Origin of the sequence: Devosia sp. (assembly GCF_036406155.1) — a bacterium.
GTDB lineage: Bacteria > Pseudomonadota > Alphaproteobacteria > Rhizobiales > Devosiaceae > Devosia_A.
This window is the reverse complement of the sequence record NZ_DASWVV010000204.1, coordinates 1-16,011: the sequence shown is the minus strand read 5'-3', so window position 1 is coordinate 16,011 and position 16,011 is coordinate 1. Positions and strand designations below refer to the sequence as shown.

Genomic DNA, 16,011 nt, shown 5'->3' with positions numbered 1-16,011 from the left:
CGCCGTTCGGCTTCCCGCTCAGCGGATGGAGCCGGTCGCCACGCCGCATCGAGGGGGTGACGTGCTACGCCGGGCGCGACTCGCTGCCGCAATTCCTGTCCCAGTGCGACGCCCTGGTGTGCCTGCTGCCGCTGACCGATGACACCCGCGGCATCCTCAACGCCGAGATCTTCGCCGCGCTGCCGGCCGGGGCCGGGATCGTCAATGCCAGCCGCGGCGGCAACCTGGTCGAGGCCGACCTGCTCGCCGCGCTCGACAGCGGTCACCTCAGCGCAGCGGTGCTCGATGTCTGCCAGAAGGAGCCGTTGCCCGCCGGCCATCCGATCTGGTCGCATCCGCGCATCCTGCTGACGCCGCACGTGGCGACGCAGACGCAATCCGACACGGCCGCGCTGGTCGTGCTCGACAATATCCGCCGGCACCAGCGCGGCGAGCCGATGCTGAACGTCGTGGAACGCGGTCGCGGGTACTGAACTGCGGCCGATCGCCGACGCGTGGTGGCCATTTGCATGCTGAATGGCCGCCACGCAACGCGAGCAGCCGCCTCGGGCAACAGGGAGGGAGCCAAATGCTGCAGCTACTCATGATCGTGCTTGGGGTTCTGAGAAAGATCATCGCGACAAGCGTGATACTGTTGTTCGCCTACATGATCGGCGCGATATTCGTGCAGATACTCGGGCGCTACGTCTTCTACTACCCCATCGCCGCGACCGCCGAGACGGCAACGTTCGCGCTCATCTGGCTGGTCCTGCTCGGCGCCGGCATTGCCATGCAGCGCCGCATGCATGTCGGCATCGACATGCTGGTGGTCCTCCTGCCGATCTGGGCGCAGCGCGTCGTGGTCGGCGTCGGCGTGCTCCTGGCCCTGTGGTTCCTCTGGCTGCTCGTCCAGGGCGGCCTGCAGCTGGTGCAGATCGGCTGGAACCAGCGCTCGGCAGTGATGCAGTGGCGGAACAGCTTCATCTACCTCGCTTTGCCGGTCGGGGCGCTCTACTTCGCCCTCGAGTTCATCCTCTACGCGGCGGAACGGCTGACCCAGGCCAAGCCCTCCAGCGTGCCCGCTGAGGCGGCAGAAATCGGCGAACTGAAATGACGATAACCCTCATCTCCTTCCTGGTCCTGATCTTTTCGGGCATTCCGATCGTTTTCGCGCTCGGTGTCGCCGCCGCCGTTTCCCTCGCACTCACGACCGAGGTGCCGTTGGTGGTGATCGCGCATCGCGTCTATGCCGGCCTCGACTCCTTCCCGTTGATGGCGATCCCGTTCTTCACCCTCGCCGGCCTGATCGTCGAAAAGGGCGGCATTGCCCGGCGCATCGTCGATCTCTCGGCGGCGCTCGTGGGCTGGATCACCGGCAGTCTCTACATGGTCGCCATCGTGACCGGGACCGGGCTCGCGGCCCTCTCGGGTTCGGGGTCCGCCGATACCGCGGCAATCGGCTCCATGCTGTCTCCGGAAATGCGGCGGCGCGGCTACGATGTCGATGTCGGTGCGGGGCTGATCGCCGCCGCCGGCGCCCTGGCGCCGATCATTCCGCCGAGCATCATCATGATCATCATCGGCCTTTCCGGAAACATCTCGGTGGGCAAGCTGTTCCTCGCCGGTCTGCTACCGGGTCTGCTGATCGCGGCCGGCCTCATGTTCGTGGCCTGGCTCTTTGCCAAGCGCAACGGCGCGGCCTATCGCGATGCCGAGCCGTTCGCGCTGCGGCGGCTCGGGCGCAGCCTCGTCGCCGCCGGGCCGGCGCTCAGCCTGCCGGTGGTCGTTGTCGGCGGCATCGCCGGCGGCGTCTTCACTCCCACCGAGGCGTCGTGCGTCGCGGTCATCGTCGCCCTGCTGGTCTCCTTCCTCGTGCACCGTGAACTGCGGATTGCCGAACTTCCGGAACTGGTCCTGCGGGCGGCGAGCATCTCGGCTGCCGTGCTGATCATCGTGGGCACGGCCAACGTGTTCGCCTGGCTCATCACCAGCCAGGGGGTGCCGGCGTTGATCGGGGGCTACCTCAACGGGATGACCGACCAGAGCTGGGTGTTCCTATTGCTGGTCAACATCCTGCTGCTCGTCGTCGGCATGTTCATGGAGAGCTTTTCGGCGGTGCTGGTGCTGATGCCGGTGCTGATGCCGATCGCCCTGAACTATGGCATCGATCCGGTGCATTTCGGCCTGATCGTGGCCCTGAACCTGTCGATCGGCCTGATCACCCCGCCCTACGGCATCTGCCTCTATATCGTGTCCATCGTCTCGAAGCGCACGGTCGGGCAGGTCGCCTCGCAGATCTGGCGGCCCCTGCTGCCGATGCTGATTGCGCTGGCCCTGATCACCTACATTCCGGAGATCTCGCTCGCCCTGCCGCGGCTGCTCATGCCGTAGAGCGAGGCCCGGCCATGGGTGGCTGAAACGCCCTCAGCAAACGGGACCTGCCGGCGCACGAGCGCCGGCAGTTTCGTATGTAGGTCCGAGTTCAATCTAAAATGCAATGCCTTGCATTCTTTTGTGTTGCGTGCTGTACTCAATTTAGTATGGTGGCTGTGAAGTGCCAGGAGGCGCCGAATTCCGGCCCTCGAGCTGGGGCGGTCGTGGAGGTCGTGTTGAACGGGTTCGATACGGTGATTTGCGGTGGGACGGTGGTGACGGCTGGAGATTCCGTGCCGTGCGACGTCGGCATTCGCGACGGCGTCATCGTCGCTCTGGGCCGCGATCTGCCGGGAGGCACGCGCCGCATCGATGCGACCGGGCGGCTGGTGCTGCCGGGCGGCATCGACGCGCACTGCCACATCGACCAGCGCTCCTCCGCCGGCGGTTACACCAACGACACCTGGGAGAGCGGCACCCGCGCCGGCCTCGCCGGCGGCACGACGATGCTGATCCCGTTCGTTGCGCAGGTGAAGGGCCAGTCGCTGCACGATGCCGTGCGCCGGTACCACGAGCTCGCCGACGGCAAGGCGCGTTCCGACTATGCGTTTCACCTCATCGTCTCCGATCCCACCGACGAGGTGCTCGACCGGGAACTGCCGGCGCTGATCGAAGCCGGCTACACCTCGATCAAGATCTATCTCACCTACGAGCCGCTGAAGCTGGACGACAGGCAATCGCTGCGCGTCCTGGAAACGGCGCGGCGCGAAGGCGCGCTGACGATGATCCATGCGGAAAATCACGAGATCATCGCCTGGCTCACCGAGAAACTCGTCGCCGCCGGGCGCGTGCGACCCGAATATCATCGGGTTGCGCATGCCGACGTCGCCGAGAGCGAGGGGGCCAGTCGTGTCATCGCCCTGGCGGAAGTCGCCGACGTCCCCGTGCTCATCGTGCACGTGTCGGCGCAGGACGCCATCGCCGCCATCAGGCGAGCGCAGGGGCGTGGGCAGCGCGTCTATGCCGAGACCTGCCCGCAATACCTGTTCCTCACCGAGACCGATCTGGTGCGATCCGGCTGGGAAGGGGCCAAGTGCCTGTGCAGCCCGCCGCCGCGCGATGCCGCCAACCAGGAACTCGTCTGGAACGGGCTCATCGACGGCACCTTCCAGATCTTCTCGTCCGACCATGCGGCCTATCGCTTCGACGGCGACAGGGGCAAATTCTCCGGCGGGTTCGACGAGGCGACCGCCGGCTTCCACAAGATCGCCAACGGCGTGCCCGGGCTGGAGCTGCGCCTGCCGCTGCTGTTCAGCGAGGGAGTGCTGAAGGACCGCATCAGCCTCAACCGCTTCGTCGAACTGAGCGCGACCAATGCGGCAAAGCTGTATGGCGTCTACCCCAAAAAGGGCACGATCGCCGTGGGCGCCGATGCCGACATCGCGATCTGGGACCCCGGCCTGACCCGGACGGTGTCGATCGACATGCTGCACGACGACATGGACTACACGCCCTATGAGGGGCGTGTCGTCACCGGCTGGCCCGTGGAAGTGCTGGTGCGGGGCGAAACCGCCTTCAAGGACGACGTCGTCGTCGCGGCCCCCGGCAACGGAAAATTCGTTCGCTGCGAGCGCTCCGGCATGGCGCGCCCCCTGGGCCGCAGCGTCCACGGCTTCGAGCCGTCCACCGGGGCCTTCGCGCCCTGGTCCTGACCACCCATCCTGTCGCTCGATCACGGACGTCCACAAGGGAGAAGAGAATGATCAAGAACTGGAAACGTGCCTGCCTGTCAGCCCTGATCTGTTCGGTCGCGGTGCTGGCCACCGCCGCCCCGAGCATCGCGGAAAAGCTGGTGCTCAAGCTTGGGCACCCCAGCTCGCTGACCTACCCCAGCCATATCGGCGCGCTGAAACTGGCGGAAGAGGTGGCCAGGCGCTCGAACGGCGAAATCGAGATCCAGGTGTTTCCGCTCAGCCAGCTCGGCGGCGAGCGTGACCTGATCGAGGGCCTGCAGCTTGGCACCGTCGACATGGCGATCTTCTCGAACATGTCGATCACCAATTTCGTCCCGGCCGCCCCCATCCTCGAGCTGCCGTTCTTCTACAAGGACGGCGACCATATCCTGCGCGCCATCGAATCCCCCGCCGGGCAGCGCCTGATGGGCATGTACGAGGACGCCATCGGCAAGCTCCTCGGCTTCTACAAGACGTCGTCGCCGAGCTTTTACAACTCGGTGCGGCCGATCCACACCATGGACGACCTCAAGGGCCTCAAGCTGCGGGCGATCCAGAGCAATATCCGCATCGAATTCTTCACCGCCCTCGGGGCCCTGCCCATCCCGCTGCCGTTCAGCGAGGTCTACGGTGCGCTGCAGCAGGGCATCGTCGACGGCGCCGACAATGACCCGGCCTCGCTCCTCGGCATGAAGCACTACGAGTATTCGAAGTACTATTCGCTGACCAAGCACGTGAACTTCCTCAACTACGTGTTCATCAGCCGGAACGTGTGGGCGTCGCTGACGCCGGAACAGCAGCAGATCATCGAAGAGGCGACTGCCGTCTCCGAGGCCACGGAGGCCGCCTATCTCACCGAATCCGTGGAAAAGGACATGGCCGAGCTCAAGGGCCTGGGGGTCGAGATCAACGACGTCGACACGGCGCCGATGATCGCCAAGGTTGCCCCGCTATGGGACAGCTGGGTGCCGGCCGAGTACCACGACCTTCTCAATGAGATCAGGGCCGTCGAATAGGCTCCTGCGAGCGTAGCGGCAATCTGCTCCCTCGCCGTCCGGTTATCCGCCGGCGAGGGACGATTGCCGACTGCAAGCCTGGCTGCGGTGCGCCGAGAGCGGCTGCGGCGGGCGTCCTATCCCGCACGGCGCGGCCCGCCCGCGCCCCAGAATAACGGAAATCCCGCCATGACCCAGACCCCCGATTCCACGACCTCGCCTATGCGCCTGTACTGCTTCGACGGCGGCCGGTGCATCTGGCCGCAGGGCAATTTCACCCAGTATATCGGCTGGGACCAGAAGATGCCGATCCCCATCCCGTTCTTCCTGATCGATCATCCGAAGGGCAAAATCCTGTTCGAGACGGGGATGCATCCGAACCTGGCGGTCGACCCGGTCGGCCATCTGGGTCCCTACATCATGAGCAAGTTCAACCCGCAGATGACGCCGGAGCAGGCCGTCGTCCCGCAACTCGCCAAGATCGGCGTCGAGCCCAAGGACATCAAATACGTCATCCTTTCGGTGCTGTTTCCCGATCATGCCGGCGGCATGGAATTCTTCCCGGACGCTACCTTCATCGTGCAGCTGCGCGAGCTGCAGGATGCCTGGTGGCAGGACACGCGGGTCACCACGACCTATTGCTACAACGACTATCGCAACACCCGCGACTTCAAGTTCTGGGAACTGCATGACGAAGACCTCGACCTGTTCGGCGACGGGTCGGTGGAGATCATGTTCGCCCCCGCGCATGCGCGCGGCGAGCAGGCGCTGGTGATCCGGCTGCCCGAAACCGGCACCGTGGTGTTTCCGGCAGGCGTCATTCCGCAGAAGAAGACCATGGATCTCAACAGCATGACCGGCACGCCGCGCCTCGACCCGGTAGTCATCCACCGCCATATGGACCGGCTGAAGGCCGTCATCCGGCGCGAGAACGCCAAGGTGATCTATCATCACTGCCCCGAGACGTGGCCCGAGGTGCGCCTCGCACCCGACTATTACGGCTGAGCGGGCGATTCGGCCGTGAGCGCGCCGGGGAGGGGTGAATGAGACTCAGGCACAAGAGCGCCCTGATCACCGGCTGCGCGCGTGGCATCGGCGCCGCGACCGCGCGCATGTTCGCTCGGCAAGGGGCCAGGCTCGTCATCGGCGACGTGCTCGAGGGTGAGGGCGGTGCCCTTGCCGAGGCGATCGCGCAGGCGGGCGGCGAGGCGGTCTTCACCCGCCTCGACGTCACCTCGGAGGCAGATTGGGAGCGCGCGGCGGAGCTGGCCGTCGGCCACTATGGCGGGCTCGACATTCTCGTCAACAATGCCGGCATCGGCGCCGGCAACATGGCCATCGAGCAGACCAGCGCCGACGACTGGGACCGCGTCATGGCCGTGAACGCCAAGGGCGCCTTCCTGGGCATGCGGGCTTGCCTGCCGGCATTGCGCGCCGCCGGCGGCGGTGCCATCGTTAACCTTTCGTCGCAACTTGGCCTGGTGGGTACCGACAATAGCAGCGCCCAATATCAGGCCTCCAAGGGGGCCGTGCGCATGCTGACCAAGTCGGCGGCCGTGCGCTACGCCAAGGCCGGGATCAGGGTGAATTCCGTACATCCGGGACCGGTGGCCACTCCTTTGACCGCCAGTGTGCGCAGCGACCCCGAGGCCCGCGATGTCGTTCTGAGCCGGATTCCGCTCGGTCGCTACGGCGAGGATGAGGAGGTTGCCTATGGCATCGTTTATCTCGCCTCCGACGAAGCCCGGTTCGTCACCGGAACAGAACTGATCATCGATGGCGGCTGGACCTCGCAATAGTGTCCGCCGGCCGCAAGGCCGGCGAGCAATCCAATTTCAGAACTTGGGAGCGCCGTTTCTTGAACATCCAACGTCTGCCCCGCGGGCGGCGTGGGGCGCGTCGGGTCGACGACCGGCGGGTGATCAGCGGGATCATCCACATGCTGCGCACGGGAGCGCGGTCGCGGGACTGCCCTGGCGCCTACGGTCCTTACACGACGATCTACAATCGCTATCACCGCTGGAGCCAGCAGGGGGTCTGGTTCGCCGTTTTCCAGGCACTGACCGGGATGAGCGGCGTGTGGGGGGGGTGGCGCGATCGACGCCACCCACATCAAGGCGCATCGATCGGCAGCGGGGGCAAAAGGGGGGATTTCGCGCAGGCCATCGGCCGCTCCCGCGGCGGGCGAACCACCAAAATCCACGCCCTGAACGACGCCGCAGGCCGACCACGCGTGCTGCGGCTCAGCGCCGGCAACGTCAACGACGGCACCATGGCGACCGCCCTGATCGAGGCTGCCGGGTCGATCGGTCATTTGCTGGCTGACCGCGCCTACGATTCCAATGGCCTTCGCAGCTGGCTTGCCGAACGGGGCACCCTCGCCGTCATCCCCTCGACCCGCAGCCGCACCGTGCCCATCCCACACGATCGCGACCTCTACCGGCAGCGCAACCGCATCGAGCGCATGTTTTGCCGCCTCAAGGACTTCCGACGCGTCGCAACCCGCTACGACAAGCGCGCCCGAAACTACGACGCTACCATCCACATCGCTGCAATCGCCGCCTTCTGGATCAATTGAGTCCTGACCCTAGGCCTCGACCGGCAGGTTGGAGGATGGGAACGCGCGTCATGGCGGCCCGTGCAATTCACCCCGACGTCACCATGCCGCGGTCCGTTTCCGCCGCACCTACGTGGCGCCGCGGATCGTCAGCTTCATCGAGCGCAAACCCCGCCAGCAGTTCGCCGAGGTGCTCGACCTGTTCCAGCTCCCAGAGGCACGAGAGATTGGCTTCCGCCCTGGTGCGGGAAAAGCGCCCGCCGACCAGCCCGTGATACTTCTGCGAGACCTCCTCGTCGCTCAACGGATTGCGCACATGTCCCTTGAGATGATCGATCTGGTGAACGCGCTCGCTGCCGTCCTGCAGGCGTACGCACACCCGTACCGACAGATCTCCCGGATAAGCCCTCGTGAACTCGGGGTCCGCCCGCACCTCGACCCGCTGCACCAGCTCGAGCTTCCTGGGGTCACGGTATGCGCTGGCATCGAAGGTCGCGCGGGAGACCTGCCCGTCCACCAGCGCGGAAACGACAATATAGGGAAGGCTATGGTTCGCGTTCTCGCGTGTCTGTGGGTCCCATTTGGCAGCGGTATCCGCTGAAAGAATGCGCCCGGTATCGGAGATGTCGATGACGACGCTGTCAATCCTGGCCGGATCGCTGATCTTGTCGCGGAGGGCCAGCGCCGCTTCGATGTCGGCCTGGATGTTATACTGCACCGGCCACACCTTGATGTAGGTCTGGTTGATGCGGTAGCCGCCGGCCTTGGAGCCGAATCCCTCGAATTGCAGGGGGCCGGAAACCTGCCGCTCGAACCCCTTGGCGCCCACGAACGGCTCGACCGGCCCGGTCACCCCCGCCTGCGCCAGCATCGCGGCGATCACGCCGTTGCGCGACGCGTTCGAGGGGGCGAGCGCCTTCCACATCGACACTTCGCCGACACGCGTCTGGTGCAGTGCGGTGTTGGCAACCACGGTGAGCGCCAAGGTCTGGCGCATCTGCTGCGGGCCATCGCCCCCTGCATCGCGTCAAGCTCGATTTTTCGCTGATCGTCCGCGACAGCGTCGCGCAGATTTCCGATGCAGGCGCGCCCGAGCGCTGACGCTGGGGTGTCGGCCACCGCTAGTCGTCGCCAGAAGAGACCGGAAATCTGCTGGGTCCGCGCCCACGACGCGGGTGCTCCGCCGACGCTCCGAGCTGGAAGCCACCCGGGCCAACGTTGCCCCGCCGCGCCCATTCCCAACCGTCTTCGGCGATGTCCTATGATGACGAGATTCTGCCTTGCCGGGTGAGTCATACTTGTGTAGCACAAGGGCCTTGATCCTCAGCCGAATCCCCCGGATTTTCTACGGATTCCAGGCAGTCGGAAACTGGGTGCGGCTCCTGGCGCCCCAGCCATCCAGCGCGCCAGCCATCCCACCGCGTCCCGTTGCTTCGGGGGCCCAAGACCTTCGCCACCGGCATGGTCGACCACCCGTGGCCGGTGGAGGTCGAGAAGGTCTGCACTGCCACGGGGGCATCGGGCCCGACCGGTCGCGGCCGACGCCGTCGCGCCCGCACTTCTCGTCCGCGGGCTCACCCGCCAGCACCTGATAATAGAAATAGACCGTGTCTATTTGTGAACGTCAGCAGACGCCGCTAGCGTGCCCACCCAAGAGCGAAAACGCCGGTTCCAATGGGAGATTTTCTGATGCGGGCGCACTATCCATCTTATCTATCGGCACTTTCCGTGCTCGTGGGGCTGGCCGTTGCCGCGCCGGGCACGGCAGCTGCGCAGAGCCCTGGGCTCGACGCCGCCAAGGCCCTTGTCGACAAGCACCAGTCGACCGGCGAGTTCGTCGCCCCGGGTCCGGCCTTCGACGCCAAGGCCTGCATGGCCGGTAAGAAGATCATGGTCATCCCCATGACCCAGGCCAATCCGTTCAGCGCCAACGTCGCCAACGCCATGAAGTCCGCCGCCGTCGACGTCGGCTTCGAGGTGCGTGTCTTCGACAACCAGTTCGACGTGCAGCAATGGATCCGCGGCATCGAACTGGCCGTGGCCGAGGGATATGATCTGATCGATCTGTCGACGGCGCCGATCCCCGAGATGCTCCAGCCGCAGATCGAGGCGGCCCGCGCCGCCGGTGTCAAGGTGACCGTCTCGCACTGGTACGATGCCAACGAGCCGGTTCCCGGTTTCGTCGATGGGGCCTCGCTGGCACCGTTCTCGGCGTCCATGCGGCTGGCCTCCGCCTGGACGATCGCCAAGACGGACGGCAAGGCCAGCGTTCTCTTCGTCCATTCGGATGAAGTCAGTTCCGGCAAGTATGCGCGCGAAGCCATCGAGCAGGCCTTCGCGGAGTTCAGCCCCGAGAGCAAATACACCTTCCTCAACGTGCCGCTGTCCGACTGGTCGACCCGCATGACGCAAGCCGTGCAATCGGCGCTGCTTGCCGACCCGACGATCAACTATGTCGTCCCCTTCTACGACGGCATGAGCCAATTCGTCCTGCCGGCTCTCGATCTCGCCGGCCGTTCCGACGTGAAGATCGCTTCCTTCAACGGGACGCCGTTCGTGCTCGACATGGTGCGCGACGGCAAGGTCGAGATGGATATCGGTGAAAGCGTCGGCTGGATCGGCCGCGCCGCGCTCGACTACGACATGCGCCTGCTGTGTGGGATCGAGGCCGACCCGGTGCTCAATGTCCCCCTCCACATCTTCGATGCCTCGAACGTCGAAAGCGCGGGCGTGCCGGCGACCTACGACTCCGGCTATGGCGACGCGCACGTCGCCGGCTTCGCCGAACTGTGGGGCCTCGCAAGGTGATCGACGCTGCCCGCGTCACATCGGTTCCGGCGCTTCGTATCGAGGGAATGAGCAAGTCCTTCGGTTCGGCGCTGGTACTTGATGGCGTCTCGCTGGAGCTGGCGCGGGGCGAAATCCTCGGGCTGCTCGGCCATAACGGCTCGGGCAAGTCCACGCTCATCAAGTGTCTGGCCGGTTTCCACCGGCCGGACCACATCGGACGCATCGAGCTCAACGGAGCGCCCACCACGGCCGACGCCGTCGGGACGGGGCGACGGATCGGCTTTGTCCACCAGGACCTTGGGCTCGTGAACGGCCTGACGATCCTTGAGAACTTCCTGCTGACGCATCGGCAGGCGCTGTCCGGCGTCACCATCCCGTGGACACAGCTGCGCGCCTCGGTGGGCGCGGCGCTGCGGCGCTTCGGGCTGGATTTTCCGCTCGATGCCAGTGTCGACGGCCTGAGCCAGGCGGATCGCTGCCTGATCGCGGTGGTCCGCGCCGTCGAGACACTGGGCGGGCAGGCGCAAGGGCAGATCCTGGTCCTCGACGAGCCCACCCCGTTCCTGCCGGCCGCCGGCGTTGCGAAGCTGTTCGCGCTGATGCGCAGCTTCACCGGTTCCGGCGGCAGCATCGTCTTCGTCGCGCACGACATCGACGAAGTGCTCGAGATAACCGACCGCATCGTCGTCCTGCGCGATGGTCGCAGGGTGGCGGGTTTCGACACCCGCAGCGCCGGGCGCGACGCCATCATCGAAGCCATCGTTGGCCGAACCCTGCAGCATCATCACGTCAGGCGCGGCGATGACGTACGCCTGCGTCGAGACGGCCTCTGGCAGATCGACGCGCTTGCAGGGGCTGGTGTGACGGCCTGCAGCTTTTCCCTGGCGGCCGGCGAGATTCTCGGCGTGACGGGGTTGATCGGCTCCGGCGCGGCCAACGTGCCTGAACTGCTGGCCGGCGCCCGACAGGCGCGGTCAGGGACGCTGCGGCGCGTCGGCAACGGGGCACCGGTCGAGATCGATCTCGCCAGGACCCCGCTACGCGAACTCATGGCGCACAACGTGTTCCTGCTGCCGGATGACCGCTTGCGCAAGTCTGGCGTCGGGGAGCTGACGCTGGCCGAAAACCTGGCGTTACCGGCCCTGCCGCGTTTCACGCGGGCGCTGCGGCTCCTGCGAGCGCCGCTGCGGCGACACGTGGAAGCCGTCGTCAAAAGCTCCGGGGCCGTGCCGGCCGAACCCGACATGCCCTTGCACAGCTTCTCCGGCGGCAACCAGCAAAAGGCCCTCGTTGCCAAGTGGCTGGCGCTCGCTCCGCGCATTCTCGCGCTGTCCGAACCCACGCAGGGCGTGGATGTCGGGTCGCGGCAGGCGATCTATGCGGCCATCGAGGAGGCCGCCCGGGGGGGCGCCGCAGTCGTCTGCTACAGCAGCGATGCGGGCGAACTGGAACAGATCTGCGACCGCGTACTGATCTTTTCAGGCGGCCAGGTCATCGCCGAACTCGCCGGGGACGACATCAGCAAGGACGCCATCATCTCGGCCACGCTCGGAACGACCGGACCCGGGGAACAGGACGTGACAAAGCAAGGGGAGCGCGCGTGAGCGAGGAGAGGACGAAAGCCGGCGGCGGCTCTATTCACGAGCGGATCGGGCTGATCTATGCCTGGGCGCTGCTGATCGCAGTCTTCCTGGTTGCGAAGCCGGCGGTATTCGGGTCGTTCAACATCTACGCCTCGATCCTCGGCGGCCAGTCGGCTGTGGTGATGCTGACGCTGGCCCTGATCGTGCCGCTGGCAGCCGGCGAGTTTGACCTGTCGGCCGCCGCGATGCTGGCGCTGTCGGCGATGATCGTCGCGGTGCTCAACGTGGACATGGGCGTACCCGTGGGACTGGCGATCCTTGCCGCCCTGGCCGTATCGATCGTCGTCGGCACCGTGAACGCGCTGCTGGTGATCCGGCTGGGCATAGGCTCGCTGATCACCACTCTCGGCATGGCGACGTTGCTGCAGGGCATCGTCCGCTGGATCAGCGATTCCCGCACCATCTACGGCATTTCGGACGGCCTCGTCGGCGCCGTGCTGAAGTGGCGCATCTTCGGCATCGCGCCATCCTTCTACTACACGCTGATCCTGTGCGTGGTGCTGTGGTACGTGTTCACGCGCACGCCTTTCGGCATGAAGCTTCTCTTTGTCGGCCGCGGCCCCGAGATCGCCCGCCTCAACGGCGTCGCCGTCGATCGGGTGCGGATGGGGGCGCTCATCTCGTCCTCCTTCATCGCCGCCCTTGCCGGCGTCATCTACGCCGGCACTTCGGGTGCGGCGGATCCGGTTTCGGGCTTCAGCCTGCTGCTGCCCGCCTTTGCCGGGGCGTTCCTCGGCTCCACCGCAATAACGCCGGGCCGGTTCAACCCGTGGGGTTCGCTCTTCGGCATGTATTTCCTGGCCACCGGCATCACCGGGCTCGTCACCATCGGCGCGCCATCCTTTGTACAGGACCTGTTCTATGGCGGCGCGCTGATCGTCGCCGTTGCCACCGCGCAACTGCTGCGGCGGTGGCGAGCCCGACGGGCCTGATCGACGCGGAGAGCAAACTATGACTGACCGAACTGCGACCGGGCACGGGTCCGGCTACATTCTGGGCGTCGATATCGGCGGCACCTTCACCGACCTGCTGGCCGTGCGCGAGGCTGACGGCGCGCTGCTGACGGCCAAGGTACCCTCGACGCCGCACGACCCCTCGATTGCGGTGCTGAACGGGATCGAGCGCATCACCCAGCAGCACGACATCCCGGTCGAAGCGATCCACACCGTGATGCACGGCACGACCGTCGCCACCAACACCGTGCTGACCCGGGGCGGGGTCAAGGTCGGCCTGCTGACGACGAAGGGCTTCCGCGATGTCCTGCATATCGGGCGCTCCTTCGTTCCGGGCAATCTCGGAGCGTGGGTGACCTGGGAGCGGCCCGAGCCGCTGGTGGCGCTGTCATCCGTCGTCGAGGTCAATGAGCGCCTCGCCGCCGACGGGGCGGTTTTGGTGCCGCTCGACGAGGCGGCGCTGCGGCGCGACATCCGCAGGCTGAAGGGCGAGGGCATCGAGGCGCTGACGATTTCGTTCATCAACGCCTATGTCGACGGTGCCCACGAGCGCCGGGCGCGCGAGATCGCACAGGAGGAACTGCCGGGCATCCAGGTTTCGATCAGTTCCGAAGTCGCGCCGGAGATGTACGAGTACGAGCGGACGGTGACGACGGTCGTCAACTCCTACGTCGGACCGATCGTCAAGAACTATGTCGACAACCTGCAGGCCCTCCTCCAGGCCAAGGTGCCGAACGTGAGCCTGCGCATCCTGCGTTCCGACGGCGGCCTGTCCTCGGGCGAGGCCGCGGCGGCATCTCCGGTCAACATGCTGATGAGCGGCCCGGCCGGTGGCGTCGCCGGTGCCATCTCGGTGGCGAGGCAGGCCGGCGTTCCGAATTTCCTGACCTTCGACATGGGGGGAACCTCGACGGACGTTGCGCTGGTGCTCGGCTATGAGGCACGCACGCGGCGCGAGACGGCGGTGCATGAGGTGATCGTGCGCGCACCATCGATCGATGTGAAGACGGTGGGCGCGGGGGGCGGTTCCATCGCCTTCGTGCCGGAACTGACCAAGGCACTGCGGGTCGGGCCGAAAAGTGCCGGCGCTGTCCCCGGACCTGCCGCCTACATGAAGGGCGGCACCGATCCGACGGTGACCGATGCGAACGTGGTCCTGGGCTACCTGCCGGCCAATGTGCGCCTCGGCGGGGCCATGACGATCGACCCTGCGCTCGCCGAGAAGGCGATGGAGAAGGTGGCCGCGCCGCTTGGCCTGTCGATCCGCGAGGCGGCAGAGGGCGTTATCGACATCGTCAACGAGAACATGTTCGGTGCGCTGCGCCTGGTCTCTGTCGAGGTAGGTTACGATCCGCGCGATTTCGCGCTGATGGCCTTTGGCGGTGCCGGGCCCCTGCATGCCAACGCGCTTGGGGCGCTGCTGCAGAGCTGGCCGGTCATCATCCCGCCCGGGCCGGGCGTGCTGTGCGCCTATGGCGACGCCACGACCAAGATGCGCAGCGAGAGTGCCCGCAGCTTCGTGCGGCGCTTCGGCGAGACGTCGGCCGAGGAGATCCGCTCGATCATCGGGCCCCTCAAGGACGAGGCGGCCGCCGGTCTCGAAGAGGGCATGACGCCGAAATTCACCTATCAGGCGGATGTGCGCTATTGCGGGCAGGGTCTCGTGATGCCGATCGATCTCAGCGAAGACGATCTGGCGGGCGACGTCACCGCCATCCTGCGGCAGCGTTTCGACAGCATGCACGAGCAGCAATTCGTGTTCGCGCTCGATGCGGAGTGCGAACTGGTGAATCTGCGCGCCACGGCAGAGGCAGGCGGCGTCGACCTTGCTGGTCATCGCCTGTCTCCGGCCAGCGGCGATCTTTCCGCGGCGCGGCTCGAGACCAACACCATCTTCTACCGCGGTGAGGAGCACGAGGCGCACATCTACGAGCGCTCGCGCCTCGGTGCGGGCGCGCGCGTGCCCGGTCCGGCCATCATCACCGAAATGGATACGACCGTCCTCATCCTGCCGGGTCACCACGGCGAGGTCTCGCCGGAGGGCTCGATCCTGATCTATCCGAACGACTACAAGAAAGCGGAGGCCTGAGTGATGCCCGCCAAGATCATCCAGCCGAACACGGCGGCTTACAACCGCCTCGACGTGAACGTCGTCACGGTGGACATCATCGAGAACGCCCTGCGCAATGCGCGCAGCGAAATGGATGCCGTGATTTTCCGCACCGCCATGTCGCCGGGCATTCGCGAGCAGCACGACGCCTTTCCCATCATCGCCAATTCGAACGGGTTGATGGTGGTGGGCCAGTTCGGCTCGTTCATCCATGGCTTCCTCGAAGCCTACGAAGGCACCGTCGAGGAAGGCGACGTCTTCCTGACCAACGACCCCTATTCCTGCAACGGGGCCATCAGCCATCTGAACGACTGGCTGGTGCTGATGCCGATCTTCTTCGAAGGACGGCTCGCGGCGTGGGCGGCCATGTTCGGCCACATGACCGACACCGGCGGGCGGGTCCCCGGCTCCCTGCCGACCGATGCCCAGCAGATCTTCGAGGAAGGCATCCAGATTCCGCCGGTCAAGATCATGCGCGGCAACGTCCTCTCCGACGAGATCCTGAAAATCTGCCTGCGCAATAGCCGGGTGCCGGAATGGAACCGCGCCGACCTGATGGCGCTGATCGCTGCCGTGAAGCTGGCGGAACGGCGCATCCACGAACTGTCGCGGCGCTTCGGGGCGGATACGCTCTATTCTGCGATGGAGATGCTGCTCGAGCGCAACCTGAACGCTTTCCGCCGGGTAATCCGCGAGGTGGTTCCGGAAACGCCGGTGAGCTTTGCCGACCACATCGACGATGACGGCATGGGCAACGGCCCGTTCAAGATCGCCTGTTCGATGTGGCGCGAGGGCGACCGGGCCATCTTCGACTTCTCCGGTACCGATCCGCAGTCCACCTCCTCGGTGAACTACTATCTGCAGGACGAGCAGTTCAA

General features: G+C 66.0%; 14 protein-coding genes. 13 read left to right on the top strand and 1 reads right to left on the bottom strand.

Annotated elements, in window-relative coordinates; genetic code table 11:
* The 8 genes from VGD93_RS14535 to VGD93_RS14500 form a co-directional block, all read left to right on the top strand.
* Nucleotides 1–473 (top strand): NAD(P)-dependent oxidoreductase (locus VGD93_RS14535; protein ID WP_395012884.1); only part of this gene is annotated, 473 nt, incomplete at its 5' end.
* Between the two features lie 95 nt (nt 474–568).
* Nucleotides 569–1,093 carry a TRAP transporter small permease gene (locus VGD93_RS14530; RefSeq protein WP_395012883.1) on the top strand — a complete coding sequence of 175 codons (525 nt, stop codon included), beginning with the start codon at nt 569–571 and terminating at the stop codon, nt 1,091–1,093.
* Entirely contained in the window at nt 1,090–2,370 is a 1,281-nt protein-coding gene (locus VGD93_RS14525; RefSeq protein WP_395012882.1) for a TRAP transporter large permease, read from the top strand. The genes VGD93_RS14530 and VGD93_RS14525 overlap by 4 nt, the downstream gene beginning before the upstream one ends.
* A 215-nt stretch (nt 2,371–2,585) precedes the next feature.
* Complete coding sequence (gene hydA / locus VGD93_RS14520; protein ID WP_413789704.1) at nt 2,586–4,064, top strand: dihydropyrimidinase; 1,479 nt, start codon at nt 2,586–2,588, stop codon at nt 4,062–4,064.
* Nucleotides 4,065–4,111: 47 nt separating this feature from the next.
* On the top strand, nt 4,112–5,101 hold the full coding sequence (locus VGD93_RS14515) for a TRAP transporter substrate-binding protein (RefSeq protein WP_395012880.1): 990 nt from the start codon (nt 4,112–4,114) through the stop codon (nt 5,099–5,101).
* A 168-nt stretch (nt 5,102–5,269) separates the two neighbouring features.
* On the top strand, nt 5,270–6,085 hold the full coding sequence (locus tag VGD93_RS14510) for an N-acyl homoserine lactonase family protein (RefSeq protein WP_395012879.1): 816 nt from the start codon (nt 5,270–5,272) through the stop codon (nt 6,083–6,085).
* A 38-nt stretch (nt 6,086–6,123) separates the two neighbouring features.
* Nucleotides 6,124–6,879: an SDR family NAD(P)-dependent oxidoreductase gene (locus tag VGD93_RS14505; protein ID WP_395012878.1), complete on the top strand. Its 756-nt coding sequence runs from the start codon at nt 6,124–6,126 to the stop codon at nt 6,877–6,879.
* 59 nt (nt 6,880–6,938) lie between these two features.
* A complete protein-coding gene (locus VGD93_RS14500; protein ID WP_395012877.1) occupies nt 6,939–7,658 on the top strand; it encodes an IS5 family transposase in 720 nt (239 codons plus the stop codon).
* Between the two features lie 67 nt (nt 7,659–7,725).
* Here VGD93_RS14500 and VGD93_RS14495 read toward each other — a convergent pair whose 3' ends face one another.
* The gene (locus tag VGD93_RS14495; RefSeq protein WP_395012876.1) at nt 7,726–8,634 is read right to left on the bottom strand and encodes an MmgE/PrpD family protein; all 909 of its coding nucleotides are present in this window, start codon (nt 8,632–8,634) and stop codon (nt 7,726–7,728) included.
* Nucleotides 8,635–9,326: 692 nt separating this feature from the next.
* On the opposite strand from VGD93_RS14495, the gene VGD93_RS14490 reads away from it, so the two are divergent.
* The 5 genes from VGD93_RS14490 to VGD93_RS14470 form a co-directional block, all read left to right on the top strand.
* Nucleotides 9,327–10,445 carry a sugar ABC transporter substrate-binding protein gene (locus VGD93_RS14490; RefSeq protein WP_395012875.1) on the top strand — a complete coding sequence of 373 codons (1,119 nt, stop codon included), beginning with the start codon at nt 9,327–9,329 and terminating at the stop codon, nt 10,443–10,445.
* On the top strand, nt 10,442–12,031 hold the full coding sequence (locus VGD93_RS14485; RefSeq protein WP_395012874.1) for a sugar ABC transporter ATP-binding protein: 1,590 nt from the start codon (nt 10,442–10,444) through the stop codon (nt 12,029–12,031). The genes VGD93_RS14490 and VGD93_RS14485 overlap by 4 nt, the downstream gene beginning before the upstream one ends.
* Nucleotides 12,028–13,002, top strand: a complete 975-nt coding sequence (locus tag VGD93_RS14480) for an ABC transporter permease (protein ID WP_395012873.1) — start codon at nt 12,028–12,030, stop codon at nt 13,000–13,002. Before VGD93_RS14485 ends, VGD93_RS14480 begins: the two co-directional genes overlap by 4 nt.
* A gap of 19 nt (nt 13,003–13,021) precedes the next feature.
* Nucleotides 13,022–15,112 carry a hydantoinase/oxoprolinase family protein gene (locus tag VGD93_RS14475; RefSeq protein ID WP_395012872.1) on the top strand — a complete coding sequence of 697 codons (2,091 nt, stop codon included), beginning with the start codon at nt 13,022–13,024 and terminating at the stop codon, nt 15,110–15,112.
* Between the two features lie 3 nt (nt 15,113–15,115).
* Nucleotides 15,116–16,011, top strand: an 896-nt coding sequence (locus VGD93_RS14470; protein ID WP_395012871.1) for a hydantoinase B/oxoprolinase family protein, incomplete at its 3' end; no start/stop codon positions are given.